A 15,915-nucleotide genomic window follows, 5' to 3' on the forward strand; every position below is an offset into this window, starting at 1 on the left:
GTGGGGGACACTATGGACGACGACAAGCCGATCACCGAACAGGCGATGGACACGATCACCGCCGCCGTGGAAGCGACCAAGGATGCAGCTGTCACTGCGGTGAAGAAGGTCAGGAAGGCCGCCAAGAAGGTCGCGAAGAAGGTAGCGCCGAAGAAGGCTTCCAAGAAGAAAGCCAAGAAGGCTGCGAAGAAAACTTCGAAGAAGGCCACCAAGAAGGCTTCGAAGAAAGCTGCAAAGAAGTCGTCGAAGAAGGCCGCCAAGAAAACGGCAAAGAAGACTGCCAAGAAGGCGACCAAGTCGAAAAAGAAGCCCAAGAAGGCCAAGCGCTGATCCCAACGCCGAGGTCTCCGGGGGCGGACGCGCCCGGAGACGGCTCCAGCGATGCCCTACCCTCGCCGCTTGGCTGCACGCCGGCCCGGGTGATGCTCGCCCTGCGGATCGCGGAATTCGCTGCGATGACCGCGCCGGTCCTCGGCGTTGAAGCGCCGACGCTTCTCGGGCGAGCCGAACGCCTTGATCACCTTCCTGCCGTTGACCTTCTTGATGACGTAGCCACCCTCGGTCATCGAGAACGGCTCTTTCAGCGTTCCCTTGTGGTCGAACTTGGTGCCCCGGGGATGCTTGAACGGTTCGAACCAGGACGGATGGACGAAGTTCGACATCTCGAAGCCGGCGACGAAGAAGGTGTCCTCTTCCACGGCGTCACAGACCTCATAGGCATATTGGGTGTTCGGGTTTTTGTCGGCCCAGAGATTGGCCATGGGATCGAGCACCATCTCGAACAGCTCGTGCGAGGCCGCCACGCTGACCGGCTCATCGCCCAGCGCCTTGACGAAGATCTTTGAGATCGGCTGGCGGCGATGCGTCAGCTCATGGCGGCCGAGCATGTTCTTGTGGGAGGCCTCGTCAAAATAGACCAGCTGCCACTCGCCCGGCTTCGGCTTTTCGCTGACATAGAGGTCGACCGGATAGCCCCACACCGGCAGGAAGTGCTTGTCGTAGCATTTCTGGAGCGCCGCTGTGAGCCTGGCCATCTTGCGGCCGCTGATCGTCGGCTCCGCGTAATTGATGCAGGCAATCCGGACCGGCTTCAGGGACCTGCCAAGCAATGCGCGTCTCGCCTTCTTCATGGAAATCACCTGTGAAAGGGCCACTGAAATGCGCCGACCCTAGCACGATCCTGCCGCGCACGTCAGGGATGTATTCCGGCGGCCCGGCTCGCCGGTCCTAGAAGCGTCGGTTGACCACGAACACCGCGGCCGCGCACATCACCATGCCGGCGATCGCCAGCGCATCGAGCTTTTCTCCGAACAGCAGATAAGCCATCAGCGCCGTGACGGCGGGCACCAGATAGAACAGGCTTGCAACAGACGTGGCGGCGGCATGGCGGATCAGCCAGTACAGCAGCCCGATCGACCCGATCGAGAGCGCCACGGCGAGCCAGGCCAGCGCCAGCATGAACTCGCGCGTCCAGTGCACCACGCGGTCCTCGAACAGGAAGGCGCCGATCGCGAAGAAGATCGTGACGGAGACGTACTGCACGAGATTGCCGGCGCGCCAGTCGATGTGGTTGCAATAGCGGCGCTGATAGAGCGTGCCGAGCGTGATGCTGATCAGCGCGACGACGGAGGCGAGCCAGCCGAGCCCGGCTTCGCCGGTCATGGGACGGCCGTGCAGGATCAGCACGACGCCGCCGAGGCCAAGGACGAGCCCCGCCCATTGCACCGGCGTCACCTTCTCCCCGAGCCAGCGGTTGGCGATGGTCGAGGTCAGGATCGGCTGAAGGCCCGGAATGAGCGCGGAAAGCCCTGCCGGAATCGAATGCGCGATCGCGATTGCGGTGCCGCCGAGATAGAAGCCATGGACGAGAATGCCCGCGACGGCGCTGTGCGCGATACCGATACGGTCCGGCCATTTCGGTCGCGCAATCGCGACGATGATCGCCATCAGACCGACCACGAACGCCATGCGGATGGCGAGGTAGGTCAAGGGATCGGCATTGTTGACGACGTATTTGGTGCCGATGAAGCCCGTGCTCCAGAGCAGGACGAACAGGATCGGCGCGGCGCGGGCGGTCAGGGCTTCTTGATTATGATTCATTGCCGCCTCATTGCCCCACCGGGGGCCAATGCGGCAATGCGAATTTCGGCCAATTTCGTCCGGACGATGCTGCGCTGCGACGGACCGGACGGCTCAGCCGCTCACCATTCGTCCGGACAGGGATCGATTATCTTCCAGAGCTCGACGCCGTTCTTGATCTTTTTCATGTCGGTGGTGAGCCCGCCATTGCGGCGGATCCAGTCCTTCACCGTGTCGGGGTAATAGGCCATCAGGTCGGACGTCCCCTCCGCGCTGGTGACCTTGATGCCGAAGGTGAAGGCCTTGTCGTAGTAGGCTTGGTGGAAGCCGAGGCTGGCGCGCGGCGTCACGCAGATCTTGTTCATCGGCACGATGCCGAGCACCAAGGTGCAGGCCGAATTGCAGATGCCGTCGATAATGACGCGCTCACCCTTCTCGCGGACGCGCTTGTACTTGGCCTTGTACTCCTCGACATAGCCGCCGTGGTCGCGGGTAATGTGCAGCTCGGCCCGCGCCGGCGTGGCGGCGACGACCGAGAGCAACAGCAGGCTCAGAAGCGTGATGCGCATGGCGAGGTGACGGCGAAAGCCTTCAGGAATGGACCGGCCTCGAAGGACCCCCAAGATGATCCTCGGGCCGGCAACAGGATATTGAACCGAATTCTCTTTGGTCATACTTGTGTGGGGAATTCGTTAAGCATCTCGAAAAGGCCAAAAATGGGCAAGTCTGGACCACAGAACCGGCAATTCTGTCACACCCACCCGGGAATCTGCGGGATTGGCCCCGATTTCCGGGCTGCAGACGGGTGTTCCGGCCGCCCGAACTGGCTATAAACGGCTGACCTATTCGTGCGGGTTCCGGAGATTCGAGATGAGCAAGTTGAAGCTTGTAGCCGCGATTGCTGCCCTGTCGGCCGCAATCCTTGCCCCTGGCCTCGCAGAGGCACGGGGACATCACCGCTACCACCGCTATACCACGAACCCGCTGCCCTACCCCATCAGCTATCTCCACAATTACGGGCCCGGCATGACTCCCGGGACGTTCGCCTTTTACGACGGCCCGTCGACCAACCATTGCTACCAGAGCGCAGCCGCCTATGTCGGCCAGGACCGCCGCCGGCACCCCTGCTACTGAGGGGCGCAGGCGCGTCGCGGGGGCCGCTATTTGGCGGCGCCCGACAGCAGCAATTGCTTCTCGATTTCGTAGACCGGCAGTTTGACGAGGTCCTTGCCGACCTCGCCCTGGAGTGCCTTGCGCACCACATCCGAATAGACGGCGCGGATCATCCCAAGCGCACGCGGCGAGGCCACCATGGTCAAGGCCGAGGTCTCGCCTGAGCTGACGGCAGCATCGAGCCGTCCGGCCAGGCTGCGCAGGAAGGTGCGCTCGGCCTCGTCGTGCCAATCAGTCTGCTCCACCGAGCTGCGCGCGCTGCCGGCCGCGCCATGGAGCCTGCCCGGCGCGTCGGTCCCTTGCGCGCTGGTCGAGGAATTGGGCTGCTCGTGCACCTCCCTGGTGTGGAGGTTCGGAAACATCTCGTCGCCGAGGTTTTCCAAAATGAGCGCCTTGCGCCCGTCGCACACGACCAGCCAGTCACCCTTGTCGATTCTCATTTTGTCCATTGCACAGCTCCAAAGCGACCTCGCGAGCCTGCTCTTCGAATTGCTCGAAAGGCTGGCCACGACGCCAGCTTACGGACGAAGCCGCACCAGTGAATTGCGCGGGATCAAGGATGGTGGCGATGTCCTGCGGAGCGCAAACGCAAGCGCAGCATTGGTCAAGAGCGCGAACCTGGGATAGTCTGGCGGAGCTAAAGGTCAGGCCTGCGGCGGGCTGGCTGAAGACCTGTTCATCAGCATTACATTTCGCCCCCGCCACAATTTGATCAGAACAAACTTCGATATCCCTGTATTGCGTAAGCGGAGAAAGACATCATGAAGCTTAGAATTGGCCTCGTCGCTGCGACCCTGCTGGGTGCGTTGGTCGCATCATCGGCGGCGTCCGCCATGCCCATCGCGCCTGCTCCTGCGACGCCGCAGGTTTCCGACGTCGAGCAGGTCCGCATGGTCTGTGACGCCTGGGGACGCTGTTTCTGGCGCCCGAACTACTATGGATACTACGCGCCGCGGCCCTACTACGGTCCCCGATATGCACCGCGCTTTTACGGTGGGCCTCGCTATTACGGACCACGCTATCGCCGCTGGTAATTCTAAAGGGGCCCTCTGGGGCCCCTTCGCTTTTGCGAGATCAAGGATGTTGGTCTGGAGTCATTCCAAAACTGATCTAGATCAAAGACGAAATCCGCTACGCCGTCATTCTCCGACGATGGTCGATTTGATCGTTTTTCGATGTCCCCAGACGGGCATGAACGTGCAGACACATCTTGAGAAGCAACAGAGACAGGAGGCGCAGAGCTTTGCCTCCTTCGCCTGTCCCGCCTGCACGCGGCTGCATTTCATCGACCTCGCCTCCGGCCAGCCGATGACTCGAGACCGCTGACGACGACATCGATCCGCCGGCTTCATGCCATGATGTCCGCAATACTACGGCCCGGAATCCGGTTTACTGAAGCGCGATGTTTCGCCATTGATGGCGATGTTCCGACGTTCATTTGATTGTCATATTGCAGCAGCCGGCCGCACGCATGTTGTTCGACGCCCTCGCCCCATCCTCGGCGCTTCAATTGATCGGCTTTGCCGACGTCGATGCGTTTCGGCCGATCGAGTCGATGGAGGATGCGAGAAGCATTCCGCTCGACGTCCGGAATTTCGCGGCGGCTCGCGCTGTCGTCTCCCTGCCCGGCTGCCGCATCGTCATGATGCGCTCGTTCGCGCGCATCCTCGACGCCGCCTATCGGATGCCCGGGGGGATGGTGATCCTGCCCATGACGGACGACCTTCAGGTCAATTCCAAGGGCATGGATCTGGACGCGCGTTTCTTCATCGCGCTCCGCGGCAGCGATGAATGCCATTTCGTCGAACGCCGGACCAATCATCATGCGATGATCATCTTCTCACCCGGCATGAGCGACCGGGGCTGGTTCGATCAGGCGGACGATTTGCGGGCCTATGTCGCGAACCGCCCCGCTTTGCTCCACATACGGCAGCTCCTGCTCGACATTCTGCGAACCGCGTCGGTGCAGCCGGCCCTGTTCGAAACGACCGAGGTCGCCGCCCATCTCCAGGAGGGCCTGCTGCTCGCGCTCGACGATCTGTTTCGCATCGATCCGCTCTCGGACCGGAGTGCCTCCGTCCAGGGCGAGCGGTCGATCAAACTCGTGCAGCGGATCGACGATTACGTCGCGGCACATCCGACTGCTCCGATCTATACCGCCGATCTCGCCGGCGAGTTCGGCGTCTCGATCCGGACGCTCGGCGGCGCCGTCAGCAAGGTGCGTGGCATGAGCCTGCATCAATACATTCGCTTGAAAAAATTGTGGGCGACGCGGTCTCGCCTTCTCAAAGGCGGGGGCGCCAACGTCGCCACATGCGCGCGCGCCCAAGGCTTTCACCATTTGGGGGAGTTTGCCGCAGCTTACCGTGCGACCTTCCACGAAGCGCCGTCCGACACGCTGGCCCGGGGCCGGCAAGCCGGTCCGACGGCTGGTTGACCAGGCCCGGCTCCAGTCTTTCCAGTGCGGCGCGCGCCTCAAGGGAACCAGTTCCCTCGAACTGCATTATCCGAGCGGTGCGCTGGCAGCGCACTGAAGCACCCCGCGCGACCTACGTGCGGGGTTTTTCTCGCCGTCAACCAAGTGGTTCAGGAAGAAAATGTCTATTAGCCGCAACGTATTGTTTCTGATCATCGGTGCTCTGGTCGTCACGGCGGCCGTGCTCGGCTACAATCTCTACCAGACGAAGAAGCAGCCCGATGGCCTGCAAATCAATGTCGGTCCCAACGGGCTGAAGATCCAAGGCAAATAGAGGCGGCTCACGGCCTCGCGCCCTATCCGAATACTGTGGCCTGACAATTGGCGCGCTCGGAGAGATTCGAACTCCCGACCCTCGGAATCGAAATCCGATGCTCTATCCAGCTGAGCTACGAGCGCCCTGGCCCAGATCTGGGCCGTAACCGAGACGCCCCAGATCGCTGCTGGCGAGCCAGCAGGCCGGATGACGTTCGGATGGGTTCGAATTAGCAGAGAGGCCGGCCAATAAAAAGCCCTTCCCACCTCGATTCGAGGCGGGTCAGACCCGCCCTTACCAGGTGCTGTTGAAGAAGCCGAAATGCGGCTGCTGCGCCATCACCATCATCGGCCGCCCTTGCTGCGGCACCGGATGCGTTCTGGCGACCTTGCGCTTGGGCTGCTGCGCCGAGAGCTGAGAGGATTGGGTCTGAGCGGGCTGGGCCTGCGCCTGAACTTGCGGCTGAATTTGCGTCCTGGCTTCGGTCTTCTTGGCCGCAGCGGTATCGGCCTTCGCGGCCGGCGTGAATTGGGCGAACGTCTCGCGGACCCGCGCCTTGGCTGATATCTCTGCCAAAGCGGGTGACATGCTCTCCACGGGCGGCTGGGGAGCCGCGACGGCGGCGATCTTCACCGCAGGGGCGGCAAGCGTCGGCTGACTGGTGTCGAGTACGACACGCTCCGGGAGGTGGCGATCGGACCGGATCCGAATCAACGGCTGTTCGTTGCTTGCGGTTGCGATAGCCTGCGTCACAGGCGAAGTCGGCAGAACGTAGTTCGCCGCGAACAGCAGTGCGAGCAAGGCTCCACCGACAAAGAAGAAATACCGAAAGATGGGCATTGGCCACGCTCCGCCCGCCGCATCCCCGCGTGGGCTCTCCGCCTTAACAGGCGATCATTTAATTGGTTCCTGGCCCAGCCGTTCGGTTCAAATGGCGACGCCAAGTTTTTCGGCCAAGCCCCCGGGACAGTAACTTTTCCGCTACCCGGCACTGCCGGCCTTATGTCCGGCGTGCTGCCACAAGCGAACACTTCGCCTGATCGGCATTCACGTTGACGAAGCCGACAGGAATGCGCGCAAAAGTCTTGCGGCTCTTCATGCTGACCGGATCCGCCAGAACGCGGGTGCGGTCGGTGAGATGACTGCCATCGCGCCGCGCAAAGGCGCAGACGATCTCGACATCCTTTACGGCATAGTCGTTCTCGTTGCGCAGCGTGAACGTCACCAGCGCCTTCGAGCCAAGGCCACCGCGGCGCCAGGTCTGAGATGAAATCCTGATCCGGCCGAGTTCTGCCATTGTCGGAATCGGAGCTTCGGAAGGCGGCGACGCGGCGGCCGCATCGCCCGAAGGCGCCGTCGCGACCGCTGCCATCTCAGACGTCACCGGCTCTGCACTGTTGCCTCTGGAGAGGGGGAGCAGCATCCAGATGCCGCAACCGACGATGATTGCCGCCAACAGCCACAGCAAGCCTCGCCCAAATGAAACGCTCGCGATCGTCACCGCCCGCGCCAGTCGTTCGCCGGTCCCGGCGAAACGCCCTAACCCGATGCGGTCAAACCCGGCGTTCATGGTCGCCTCACCGATCGCGGCGGAAGCACGTTCGACAACGGATTCGGCCACTGCTTACCTTAATCGGGAAGGCGAACTAAGGTTCCCGCGCAGCTGCCGAGTCGGCAAGAGCGGTGGCGGTCACGGGCCGAGGCCGCTAACATGCGCTGCAACATCAAGATCCGTCGGGAGAACACGAAATGCCAGTCGTCACTTGGGATCACGTCCATCTGCGCAGCCCCGATCCGGAGGCCACGGCGGCCTGGCTGCGGGACATCCTCGGTGGCGAGATCGTGCAAGCGCCCGGACGGATCGACGTGAATCTCGGCGGCGCAAGGATCTTCATTGCGCCGCTCGAGGGCGACAATGCGGTCAACCCGCCGCCGCCGCACCCGCATCAAGGCCTCGACCATTTCGGTCTCACGGTGAAGGACATCGACGCCGTCGCCGCCGAGCTCAAGGCCAAGGGCGTCACTTTCACGCGCGAACCGACCACGATCCGCCCCGGCGTGCGCATCTGCTTCATCCGCGGCCCCGAAGGCATCTCCATCGAGCTGCTCGAGCGCGACAAGAAATATACCTGACACGGCGCGCGCCGCATCGGCTCACCGGGCGACGTTGCCGCCCGGCGTGCCTCAAGTCATGCTGCCGGGCATGAAGCAGCGAACGGCGACGCCCATGTAGCCGTAGATCGGCCAGACCATGGTGCGCCCCACCCGGTTCGCTCCGAGATCACGGCCTCCTCGGGCACCTCGACCCAGACGAGCTCCTGCGGTCGGCCGTCGATCACGTAGCCATAACGCGGGACGCGGACCCGATAGTGCCCGTCCTTGCTGTCCCAGTCGGTGTCCGAGAGCGCCGAGCCGTCGGCATCGGAGCAACAAGGCCCCTTGCCGCTTCGCAGTCCGTCGAACCAGGCCTTCAATTCGGCATTGGTGTTGACGAACTGGCCGCGGTCGCGCGCGTGCCCGAAGGGGGCCGCGAGTGCGATCAGGGCCAGGACGCATGCTAGGCTCGCCACGGTTCGCCAGCGTGCCGCGCCGCCGATCCGCCGTTGTCGTGTTTCGCAAATCGTCGGACGCACACCGTACAGACGCGGCTTCTCGCCGCCGGAATCGATCCAGTTGCTCACGTTTGTCTTGCTCCAGCACCCCGCGGCCAGTGCAACAATGGTTATGCATTTCGCGGGCCAACTTGATTCGCAACGACTGGCCTCGCTTCATGATCAGACCGTCATGGCAGTGTCATAGACAAGCCGGGACAATTACGGCTCACGGGCAAGCTCGCAAGGTCGGCAGCCAAACTGCCGCGTTGCGTGGCTGCATGCCCTTTGGCATAAATGCACTACCGGTTACGCCATTGGGCGATGGCGGCCGGCCTTGGGACGTTATGAAGAACGGCCTCTATTCGATTCACGTGAACCTGCTCGATGGTCGGGTCGGCAAGGGCAGCGGCGTGATTCTGTTTCGCGACGGCAAGATTCTTGGCGGCGATGCCTACCTCTATTACACCGGCAGCTACACGGTGAAGGACAACACCTTCAAGGGTGAGGTGCTGGTCCAGCGTCACACCTCGCCGCGGGGTGACGACAATCCGCTGTTCGGCGGACCTGCCGCGGTTGGCATCGGCGTCAGCGGCACGTTCACGGAGACGCGCGGGGACATGACGGGCACCGCGTTGGTCGGAAAGGCCAGCCAGATTTTCGGCGCGACGTTGCACAAGCTTGCAGAGGCCGACTAGAGCTTCGGTTCTGATTGAATCAGAACTGAAGCTCTCAATTGTTGTTTCGACGCGTTTTCTTCACGCGAAGCCGGCATCCACTTCGCTCGAAAACGCGTGAGCTATTCCGCGGCCTGCTCGAGCGGCGCCACGCGCGGCAGGATGATCTGGATACGTGTGCCGTTGCCCGGTTCGGAATCCAGATCGAGCCGTCCGCCGAGCCTGTTCGTGACGATGCTGTAGACGATGTGCAGCCCGAGACCGGTGCCGCCCTGGTCGCGCCGCGTCGTGAAGAACGGATCGAAGGCACGGCGGCGGACATCGAGCGACATGCCGCAGCCATTGTCGGAGAAGATGATCTCGACATTGTCCTTGCCGGACTCGCGCACCTGGATGTCGATGGTCCCCGGCCGGCCGTCCGGGAAGGCGTGCGCCACCGCGTTGAGAAACAGATTGGTCAGCACCTGGCCGTACGGTCCGGGATAGCTGTTCATGGTCAGATCGGGCTGGCACTCGACATTGAGCGTCAGATTGTGCTTGCGAAGGCCCGGCCGCAGACTCATCACCACCTGCTCGGTGAGGTCACCGAGATCGAAGCTGCGCTGGTCCGAATAGTTGCGGTCGGCGGCGACCTGCTTGAACGACTGGATCAGCTCGGCGGCGCGATTGAGATTGGAGACGAGCTGCGAGGACGCATCGCGGCTGGTGTGGAGAAAGTCGTTTAGCGCAGAGCGGCGCAGCTCGCCGCGCTCGACCTCGGCGGTGAACATCGCGGTCTTGCGCTCCAGCGCGGAGGCGACCGTGAGGCTGATGCCGACGGGATTGTTGACTTCGTGCGCGACGCCGGCGACGAGGCGTCCGAGCGCCGCCAGCTTCTCCGCCTCGATCAGCGAGGCCTGGGTCTCGCGCAGATTGCGCAGCGCGGTCTCGGCGGATTCCTTGGCTTTCCGCATCTCCTGCTCGCCGCGCTTGCGCTCGCCGATGTCGAGCGCCACGGTCACGATCCGCTCGATCTCGCCTTCGGCATCGAGCAGCGGCAGCTTGTTGACGAGCCATTGCCGCATGTGGCCGGACGAATCAATGTACTCCTCTTCGTAGAAGCCGAGACCTTTTCGCAGCGTCAGCACGCGCTTGTCGCTCTCGTCGGACTTGGCCGCGCCGTAGCGCGACATCAGGTCGGCCGTGGTGCGGCCGAGCGCATCGCCCGGCTCGATTCCGAAGATGCCGGCCATGTAACGGTTCATCAGCACGTAGCGCAGGTCGCGGTCCTTGACGTTGATGACCGCGGGCACGGTGTCGATGACCTGCTGGAGCAGGCGCCGTCCTTCGGCGATGGCGTCTTCCGCGCGCTTCTGGTCGGTGATGTCGCGCAGCGTGCCCTCGTAGCGAACGATATTGCCCGCCTCGTCGCGGACGCCGGTGGCACTGTCGGACAGCCACAGGATGTCGCCGCCGCGCTGGCGCACCTGGTATTCGAACTCGCGCACCATGCCGTCGCGGGCCATCAGCCGCTGATATTCGACGCGCGCCTCGGGATTGAGATAGATGGTGTGGGCGATGTCGTTAATGCTGTCGATCAGCTGCTGCGGACTGTCATAACCCATCATCCGCGCCAACGCCGGATTGGCGTTGAGGAGGTCGCCGGCAGGCGTCGTGACATAGATGCCATCGACCGAACCCTCGAACAGTTTCCGGTAGCTCTCTTCGGCGAGGCGCTGCTCGGTCAGTGCGCGCACCGCCGCCTCGCGCGCCGTGTCCGCCTCCTCCAGCGCGCGGCGGAACACTTCGGCCGCCCGCGCGATGTCGCCGATCTCATTGTCGAGATCGGCGGACGGGATCGAGGTGTTCTTCTCGCCGGCTGCGAGCGCGCGGATCGACCGCGCGATCTGGGCGAGCGGACGGACTGTCCGCCGCACCACGAAGCCGGCCGCGAGAATGCCGATCAGCACGCCGATGGTACCGAGCACAATGCTCTGCCAGCGCGCCTCCGTCAGCGTGCGGGCGAAGTCGCGCGACAGCACGTGGCCGCGCCGGGCGCTGACCTCGCGCAGCAATTCGGTGACGCGGCCGATCAGCCGGCCCTCCGTTCCCAGCACCTCGCGATCGATGTCGGCGATCTGCCGTTCACGGACCGCGACCGCGATGATCGCCTCGGCGTAGTCGTTGACGGCCGATCTGAGCTTGGGATCGGCGACGCCCATCGCCCGCATGCTCTGCGCCGCCTGCTCGGCCGCGGACGGGTTGCGCGCAAGCAATCCAAGCGCGATCCGGCTCTGCGCTTCCGACAGGCGGGACGCCAGCTCTCGGTCCCCGGTGCCGGAGACAGCCGCGTCGAACTGGTCGCGGAGCGGCGGCAGGCCGGCGAGCAGCTGGGCGCGGCGGTCGATCAAGGTCGAAATCCGCTCCAGCCCGCTGCGATAGGTCGCAAGCCGCTCGCTGACCCCGTCGATCATGTCCTGCTGCTCGGGCACGAGCTCGATGCGCGTCTTCTTCAGGATGTCACTGAGCGTCGAGGCCGCCTCGCCCACCTGCTTGAACTGGATGCCGGCGCCGGGATCGGTGACGAAGTCGCGCGCGGCGAGCCGCAGCTCGTTCATGCGGCGGTCGATGTCCTCGGCGAGGTCGCCGACGCTCTGGAGCCGCTGCAGCTCGGCAAAAGTCGTGTCGATATGCCGAATCGCGATCACGCTCGCGGTCGAGGTGACGATGATCACCGCCAGCACCAGAAGGAAGCTGCCGAAGGTGAGCTGGCCGATGGAGAGCGAGAATGTTCGCTTTTTCTCAGGGGTCGGCGTCAATTCGGCGGACATTGGTGATGTGAGGACCCGGCTATTGGAGCTCCAATATACGACGTATTGCGGTCCCGGGGGAACATGCGTCTGGCCGCCGAATATCCTTAATATCTGCCCTCCTTGGCTCCGGTTTTATGACGTTTTGACGCCGGCCGGCCGCCGGGCCGGGATGGTCATGGCGGCGACGCCAAGCACGACGCAGGCAAGGCCGATCCAGGCGGTCCGGCTCAGGCTCTCGCCGAGGAAGGCGACGCTGATGGCAACCCCGATCGGCACGCGGAGATAGGCCTGCGCGGTGGTGCCGACCGAGCCCAGGGTCTGGATCAGGCGGAAATAGATCACGAAGGCCGCGGCGGTCGAGAAGGTCGCCAGCGCGAGCAGCGCCAGCACGGAACTCAGCGAGGGCGACAGTGTCCAGGGCTGCTCGACGATGAGCGAGGCCGGTATCAGTGCCGCCGCTCCCGCCAGCAGCGAGCCTGCCGCGGGCGCCATGGGATCGAGGCCCTTGAAGCCGCGACCGAAGATCGCGGCGCAGGCGTAGCAGATGGTGGCGGCAACGATAGCGGCCTCCGCGATAAGGCCGCTTCCGACATCATGGAAGGCATCGACGCCGACGATCAGCAGGATGCCGGCCATGCCGGCGACCACGCCGACCAGCTTTCGCGGTGTCGTGGCTTCGTGACGCGTCACGACCGCCGTGAGCAGGAAGGTGAAGATCGGGCCGGCCGAGTTGAGGATGGTCGCAAGCGCGGCATCGACGTGGCGCTCGCCCCAGGCGATCAATGTCCAGGGGATCACGCTGTTGAGCACTGCCTGGAAGGCGAAGCGTCGCCAGGTCGCGGCATCATTCGGCATCCTGATGCCCCGCGCCCACATGATCGCGAGCAGCAGCAGGCCCGCAATCGTGGTGCGCGCCGCGATCAGCGTGATCGGCGGAATGGTGGCGACGCCGAGCTTGATGAAGGTGTAGGAGCCGCCCCAGAGCGTCGCGAGCGCGAGCAGCAGCGCCAGCTCGACGACAATGTTGTTGTCCTGCCGGTTGTCCATGTCGCGTGCTCCATCCCGTTGTCAGGGACGGAACCTAGCGCGTCTGCCCTCGCGGATACTTCGTTGTGTGTCGAAGTGTCCTAGCCGATCGCCCCGACCTCGAATACCTCGCCGTCATAGCCGGCCTCGCGGGGGATGCGGAGCTGGCGGCCGGTATCGGTCTTGGTCATGACAGGCATCACTGTGACGACGGACATGCCGCGGGCGTGCTCGAGCGCGGCACTCACGCTCGACTGCTTGGCGAGCCGGATCAGATTGCGCGTGGTCGGGAACGGCAGCTTGAAGCGGCCGCTCTCGCCGCCCTCCACCGCCTCGCGCGGCGAGACCCAGATCGAATCGGTCGACTCTCGGCCGTCATGTGCGCCGAGCTGGTCGGGCGGTGCTGCCGCAAGGAAGAACCAGGTGTCGAAACGTTTTGGCATCCCCTCGGGCGTGATCCAGTGCGCGTAAGGCACCAGCGTATCGAGCGCGAGCTGGAAGCCGTTGTCGGCCAGAATGCTCAGGAAGCTGACCTTATGCTCGTTGAGCGCGACGCGATGCGCATCGGCGATCTCGCCGGCGCGCCTGGCATCCACCGGCGTGCCCGATTCTTTCGACCGCGCCAGCAGGATGCCGCTTTCCTCAAAGGTCTCGCGGATCGCGGCGATCCGAAATCCGCGGTCCGCTTCGCTCAGGCTCTCGCCGCCCGAATACAGGTTGGAGCGGGCGACGATCTCCTGATCGCCGGCATCGACGCTGCCGCCGGGAAACACCAGCGCGCCCGAATTGAACTCGATCTGATGATGGCGCACCATCATGAAGACTTCAATTTCGTCGCGGCTTTTGCCGTCGACCTTCGCGCGGTCGCGCAGCAGAAGGATCGTCGACGCGGGGCGCGATGCTGATGCCTCGGCCATTCGACTAACCTGCCGCGCTGGATTGCGGGCCGAGATTGGCGCGCTTGTCGACGCGGGCCACGCGCGACAGCAGGTACTCGACCTCCGCCTTCGCCGCCGGGGTAATGGTGGCGCCGGGCTTGCGCTGGGCGCTGGAGGCGATGATGCCGCGCTTCTGCAGCACGTATTTGCGCACGGCTAGGCCAGCGCCGGGCTGCTGCTCGTAGCGGATCAGCGGCAGATGCGCGTCGAACAGATCATGGGCGGCGTCGCGCTTGCCTTCCTTCGAAAGCCGCACGACGTCGATCAGGAGTTCGGGGAAGGCATAGCCGGTCATGGCGCCGTCGGCGCCGCGCTCCATCTCGAAGTCCAGAAAGAGCCCGCCATTGCCGCAGAGGATCGAGAGCGGCCGCAGCGAGCCGTCCTTCTGGAAATTGCGCAGCGTCGAGATCTTTTCCAGCCCCGGCCAGTCCTCGTGCTTGAGCATCACGCAATTGGGATTGTCGGTGACGATCTTGCGGATCACGGCGGGAGTGAACACCACCGACAAGGTCAGCGGATAGTCCTGGAGCACCCAGGGCACGTCGGGGCCGATCGCCTCTGCCGCCTGCTTGTAATAGCCGATAATCTGGTCGTCGGTCCGCAACGACGGCGGCGGTGCGATCATCACACCGGCCGCACCGGCGTCCATAGAGGCCTTCGCCAGCGAGCGCATGGTGGCAAAGCCCGGCGCGGAGACGCCGACGATCACCTGCATTGTCTTGGCGCGCTTGACGAAGCGTACCGCCACCTGCTCGGCCTCGGCGGCATCGAGCTTCGGCGCCTCGCCAAGAATGCCCAACACCGTGACGCCGTCGCAGCCGACCTCCTCGTAGAAATCGGTCAGGCGGTCGATCGAGCGCTCGTCGATCCGGCCGTCATCGTGGAACGGCGTCGGCGCGATTGCGAAGGTGCCCTTGGCGTCGGCGGTGAGTTTCATCGTTGTCCTTGTTTCTCTCTGTCGATGGCTAAAACCGCCGCGCTCCCATCTTGATCTGCTCTTCGGAGAAGAAGATCTCCTTGGCATGATCAGCGATGTCCTGGGCCTTCCAGCCCGTGTGCGGCGGCTTCCAGCCGTCCATTTCCATCATCCGCATTTCGCGCACGCCGCGGGGCCCGGACACGCCCAGCACCTTGCCGGTCTGGTCGCCGGACAAGTCGCTGACCATGTATAGCACGGCCGGCGCGATGCCGTCCGGCCCCAGCGCCGCGCCGGGGTTCTCCTTATAGCGGGGCAGGTCTGCGGTCATGCGGGTCAGCGCGCCCGGCGCAAGCGTCCAGATCCGGATGTTGTACTTGCGGCCCTCGATCGCCAGCACGTTGGACAGGCCCCAGATGCCGCCCTTGGCAGCGCCGTAATTGCTCTGGCCGAAATTGCCGATCAGGCCCGAGGTCGAGGAAGTGTTGACGATGACGCCGCCGCCATTTTCCCGCATCCAGCGAAACACCGGCATGGTGCAACAAAAGGTGCCCTTCAGATGCACCTTGATGACCTTGTCCCAGTCGGACTCGCTAGCCTTGGCGAAGGTCTGGTCGCGCAGAATGCCGGCATTGTTGACGAGGATGTCGGCGCGGCCGAAGTGCTTGATGGCGTCGTCGAACACCGACTGGCCGCCTTCCATGGTGGAGATGTCGGCGCCGTTGGCGACCGCCTTGCCGCCCTCGGCCTTGATCGCATCCACCACCAGCTGCGCCATCGATGTGTCGGCGCCGGAGCCGTCACGGGGGCCACCGAGGTCGTTGACGACGACGGAGGCCCCTTCCCGCGCGAACAGCTTTGCGTAGGCCTCACCAAGCCCGCCGCCCGCGCCGGTGATCAGCGCAACCTTGCCATCGAGTAGTCCCATGGTGGCGTCTCCCTGTTTTGTTCTTTTGCTCCGTTATGGCCGGGCTTGCCCCGGCCATCCACG

Annotated in this window: 18 protein-coding genes, 1 tRNA gene and 1 pseudogene; 7 read left to right on the forward strand and 13 right to left on the reverse strand. The window is 64.0% G+C overall.

The window, feature by feature from the left end:
• The first annotated feature begins 12 nt into the window (after nucleotides 1–12).
• Nucleotides 13–330 carry a histone gene (locus IVB47_RS17195; RefSeq protein ID WP_247462795.1) on the forward strand — a complete coding sequence of 106 codons (318 nt, stop codon included), beginning with the start codon at nucleotides 13–15 and terminating at the stop codon, nucleotides 328–330.
• 56 nt (nucleotides 331–386) lie between these two features.
• On the opposite strand, the gene IVB47_RS17200 is transcribed toward IVB47_RS17195, so the two are convergent.
• The 3 genes from IVB47_RS17200 to IVB47_RS17210 form a co-directional block, all read right to left on the reverse strand.
• Nucleotides 387–1,130 carry a hypothetical protein gene (locus IVB47_RS17200; RefSeq protein ID WP_247462797.1) on the reverse strand — a complete coding sequence of 248 codons (744 nt, stop codon included), beginning with the start codon at nucleotides 1,128–1,130 and terminating at the stop codon, nucleotides 387–389.
• 97 nt (nucleotides 1,131–1,227) lie between these two features.
• A complete protein-coding gene (locus IVB47_RS17205; RefSeq protein WP_027518539.1) occupies nucleotides 1,228–2,100 on the reverse strand; it encodes a DMT family transporter in 873 nt (290 codons plus the stop codon).
• Nucleotides 2,101–2,201: 101 nt separating this feature from the next.
• Nucleotides 2,202–2,648: a hypothetical protein gene (locus IVB47_RS17210; RefSeq protein WP_007603109.1), complete on the reverse strand. Its 447-nt coding sequence runs from the start codon at nucleotides 2,646–2,648 to the stop codon at nucleotides 2,202–2,204.
• A gap of 301 nt (nucleotides 2,649–2,949) precedes the next feature.
• On the opposite strand from IVB47_RS17210, the gene IVB47_RS17215 reads away from it, so the two are divergent.
• Nucleotides 2,950–3,213: a hypothetical protein gene (locus IVB47_RS17215; RefSeq protein ID WP_027567447.1), complete on the forward strand. Its 264-nt coding sequence runs from the start codon at nucleotides 2,950–2,952 to the stop codon at nucleotides 3,211–3,213.
• 26 nt (nucleotides 3,214–3,239) lie between these two features.
• On the opposite strand, the gene IVB47_RS17220 is transcribed toward IVB47_RS17215, so the two are convergent.
• Nucleotides 3,240–3,701 (reverse strand): host attachment protein, encoded by a 462-nt coding sequence (locus IVB47_RS17220; RefSeq protein ID WP_247462799.1) that lies wholly within the window; start codon nucleotides 3,699–3,701, stop codon nucleotides 3,240–3,242.
• A 312-nt stretch (nucleotides 3,702–4,013) separates the two neighbouring features.
• Here IVB47_RS17220 and IVB47_RS17225 point away from each other — a divergent pair, with 312 nt between their 5' ends.
• The 3 genes from IVB47_RS17225 to IVB47_RS17235 all read left to right on the forward strand — a co-directional run bounded on the left by IVB47_RS17225 (nucleotide 4,014) and on the right by IVB47_RS17235 (nucleotide 6,002).
• Nucleotides 4,014–4,286 (forward strand): hypothetical protein, encoded by a 273-nt coding sequence (locus tag IVB47_RS17225; RefSeq protein ID WP_081747828.1) that lies wholly within the window; start codon nucleotides 4,014–4,016, stop codon nucleotides 4,284–4,286.
• A 437-nt stretch (nucleotides 4,287–4,723) separates the two neighbouring features.
• Nucleotides 4,724–5,689 carry a helix-turn-helix domain-containing protein gene (locus IVB47_RS17230; RefSeq protein ID WP_247462801.1) on the forward strand — a complete coding sequence of 322 codons (966 nt, stop codon included), beginning with the start codon at nucleotides 4,724–4,726 and terminating at the stop codon, nucleotides 5,687–5,689.
• Between the two features lie 160 nt (nucleotides 5,690–5,849).
• Nucleotides 5,850–6,002: a hypothetical protein gene (locus IVB47_RS17235; protein WP_018455284.1), complete on the forward strand. Its 153-nt coding sequence runs from the start codon at nucleotides 5,850–5,852 to the stop codon at nucleotides 6,000–6,002.
• Nucleotides 6,003–6,050: 48 nt separating this feature from the next.
• On the opposite strand, the gene IVB47_RS17240 is transcribed toward IVB47_RS17235, so the two are convergent.
• The 3 genes from IVB47_RS17240 to IVB47_RS17250 all read right to left on the reverse strand — a co-directional run bounded on the left by IVB47_RS17240 (nucleotide 6,051) and on the right by IVB47_RS17250 (nucleotide 7,554).
• Nucleotides 6,051–6,127, reverse strand: a tRNA-Arg gene (locus tag IVB47_RS17240).
• 151 nt (nucleotides 6,128–6,278) lie between these two features.
• Nucleotides 6,279–6,824 carry a hypothetical protein gene (locus tag IVB47_RS17245; RefSeq protein WP_247361837.1) on the reverse strand — a complete coding sequence of 182 codons (546 nt, stop codon included), beginning with the start codon at nucleotides 6,822–6,824 and terminating at the stop codon, nucleotides 6,279–6,281.
• A 160-nt stretch (nucleotides 6,825–6,984) separates the two neighbouring features.
• Nucleotides 6,985–7,554, reverse strand: a complete 570-nt coding sequence (locus tag IVB47_RS17250) for a hypothetical protein (protein ID WP_247463203.1) — start codon at nucleotides 7,552–7,554, stop codon at nucleotides 6,985–6,987.
• A 179-nt stretch (nucleotides 7,555–7,733) separates the two neighbouring features.
• Here IVB47_RS17250 and IVB47_RS17255 point away from each other — a divergent pair, with 179 nt between their 5' ends.
• A complete protein-coding gene (locus IVB47_RS17255; RefSeq protein WP_018455287.1) occupies nucleotides 7,734–8,117 on the forward strand; it encodes a VOC family protein in 384 nt (127 codons plus the stop codon).
• A 51-nt stretch (nucleotides 8,118–8,168) separates the two neighbouring features.
• Here IVB47_RS17255 and IVB47_RS17260 read toward each other — a convergent pair.
• Nucleotides 8,169–8,665, reverse strand: a pseudogene (locus tag IVB47_RS17260) (hypothetical protein).
• Nucleotides 8,666–8,922: 257 nt separating this feature from the next.
• On the opposite strand from IVB47_RS17260, the gene IVB47_RS17265 reads away from it, so the two are divergent.
• Complete coding sequence (locus IVB47_RS17265; protein ID WP_007603093.1) at nucleotides 8,923–9,273, forward strand: GrlR family regulatory protein; 351 nt, start codon at nucleotides 8,923–8,925, stop codon at nucleotides 9,271–9,273.
• Nucleotides 9,274–9,374: 101 nt separating this feature from the next.
• Here IVB47_RS17265 and IVB47_RS17270 read toward each other — a convergent pair whose 3' ends face one another.
• The 5 genes from IVB47_RS17270 to IVB47_RS17290 form a co-directional block, all read right to left on the reverse strand.
• A complete protein-coding gene (locus tag IVB47_RS17270; RefSeq protein WP_247286989.1) occupies nucleotides 9,375–12,062 on the reverse strand; it encodes a PAS domain S-box protein in 2,688 nt (895 codons plus the stop codon).
• A gap of 114 nt (nucleotides 12,063–12,176) precedes the next feature.
• The gene (locus IVB47_RS17275; RefSeq protein WP_247462803.1) at nucleotides 12,177–13,091 is read right to left on the reverse strand and encodes a DMT family transporter; all 915 of its coding nucleotides are present in this window, start codon (nucleotides 13,089–13,091) and stop codon (nucleotides 12,177–12,179) included.
• Between the two features lie 80 nt (nucleotides 13,092–13,171).
• On the reverse strand, nucleotides 13,172–13,987 hold the full coding sequence (locus IVB47_RS17280; RefSeq protein WP_247462805.1) for an NUDIX hydrolase: 816 nt from the start codon (nucleotides 13,985–13,987) through the stop codon (nucleotides 13,172–13,174).
• Between the two features lie 4 nt (nucleotides 13,988–13,991).
• On the reverse strand, nucleotides 13,992–14,945 hold the full coding sequence (locus IVB47_RS17285; protein WP_247462807.1) for a dihydrodipicolinate synthase family protein: 954 nt from the start codon (nucleotides 14,943–14,945) through the stop codon (nucleotides 13,992–13,994).
• Nucleotides 14,946–14,973: 28 nt separating this feature from the next.
• The gene (locus tag IVB47_RS17290) at nucleotides 14,974–15,852 is read right to left on the reverse strand and encodes an SDR family oxidoreductase (RefSeq protein ID WP_018455294.1); all 879 of its coding nucleotides are present in this window, start codon (nucleotides 15,850–15,852) and stop codon (nucleotides 14,974–14,976) included.
• Between the last annotated feature and the right edge of the window lie 63 nt (nucleotides 15,853–15,915).

It is taken from the genome of Bradyrhizobium sp. 62 (assembly GCF_023073035.1).
GTDB lineage: Bacteria > Pseudomonadota > Alphaproteobacteria > Rhizobiales > Xanthobacteraceae > Bradyrhizobium.

Coding starts and splice junctions, on each gene's coding strand:
- IVB47_RS17235 (WP_018455284.1), top strand. CDS start 5,850: ATGTCTATTAGCCGCAACGTATTGTTTCTGATCATCGGTGCTCTGGTC.
- IVB47_RS17205 (WP_027518539.1), bottom strand. CDS start 2,100: ATGAATCATAATCAAGAAGCCCTGACCGCCCGCGCCGCGCCGATCCTG.
- IVB47_RS17200 (WP_247462797.1), bottom strand. CDS start 1,130: ATGAAGAAGGCGAGACGCGCATTGCTTGGCAGGTCCCTGAAGCCGGTC.
- IVB47_RS17225 (WP_081747828.1), top strand. CDS start 4,014: ATGAAGCTTAGAATTGGCCTCGTCGCTGCGACCCTGCTGGGTGCGTTG.
- IVB47_RS17210 (WP_007603109.1), bottom strand. CDS start 2,648: ATGCGCATCACGCTTCTGAGCCTGCTGTTGCTCTCGGTCGTCGCCGCC.
- IVB47_RS17250 (WP_247463203.1), bottom strand. CDS start 7,554: ATGAACGCCGGGTTTGACCGCATCGGGTTAGGGCGTTTCGCCGGGACC.
- IVB47_RS17280 (WP_247462805.1), bottom strand. CDS start 13,987: ATGGCCGAGGCATCAGCATCGCGCCCCGCGTCGACGATCCTTCTGCTG.
- IVB47_RS17255 (WP_018455287.1), top strand. CDS start 7,734: ATGCCAGTCGTCACTTGGGATCACGTCCATCTGCGCAGCCCCGATCCG.
- IVB47_RS17220 (WP_247462799.1), bottom strand. CDS start 3,701: ATGGACAAAATGAGAATCGACAAGGGTGACTGGCTGGTCGTGTGCGAC.
- IVB47_RS17270 (WP_247286989.1), bottom strand. CDS start 12,062: ATGTCCGCCGAATTGACGCCGACCCCTGAGAAAAAGCGAACATTCTCG.
- IVB47_RS17275 (WP_247462803.1), bottom strand. CDS start 13,091: ATGGACAACCGGCAGGACAACAACATTGTCGTCGAGCTGGCGCTGCTG.
- IVB47_RS17265 (WP_007603093.1), top strand. CDS start 8,923: ATGAAGAACGGCCTCTATTCGATTCACGTGAACCTGCTCGATGGTCGG.
- IVB47_RS17215 (WP_027567447.1), top strand. CDS start 2,950: ATGAGCAAGTTGAAGCTTGTAGCCGCGATTGCTGCCCTGTCGGCCGCA.
- IVB47_RS17230 (WP_247462801.1), top strand. CDS start 4,724: ATGTTGTTCGACGCCCTCGCCCCATCCTCGGCGCTTCAATTGATCGGC.
- IVB47_RS17285 (WP_247462807.1), bottom strand. CDS start 14,945: ATGAAACTCACCGCCGACGCCAAGGGCACCTTCGCAATCGCGCCGACG.
- IVB47_RS17290 (WP_018455294.1), bottom strand. CDS start 15,852: ATGGGACTACTCGATGGCAAGGTTGCGCTGATCACCGGCGCGGGCGGC.
- IVB47_RS17195 (WP_247462795.1), top strand. CDS start 13: ATGGACGACGACAAGCCGATCACCGAACAGGCGATGGACACGATCACC.
- IVB47_RS17245 (WP_247361837.1), bottom strand. CDS start 6,824: ATGCCCATCTTTCGGTATTTCTTCTTTGTCGGTGGAGCCTTGCTCGCA.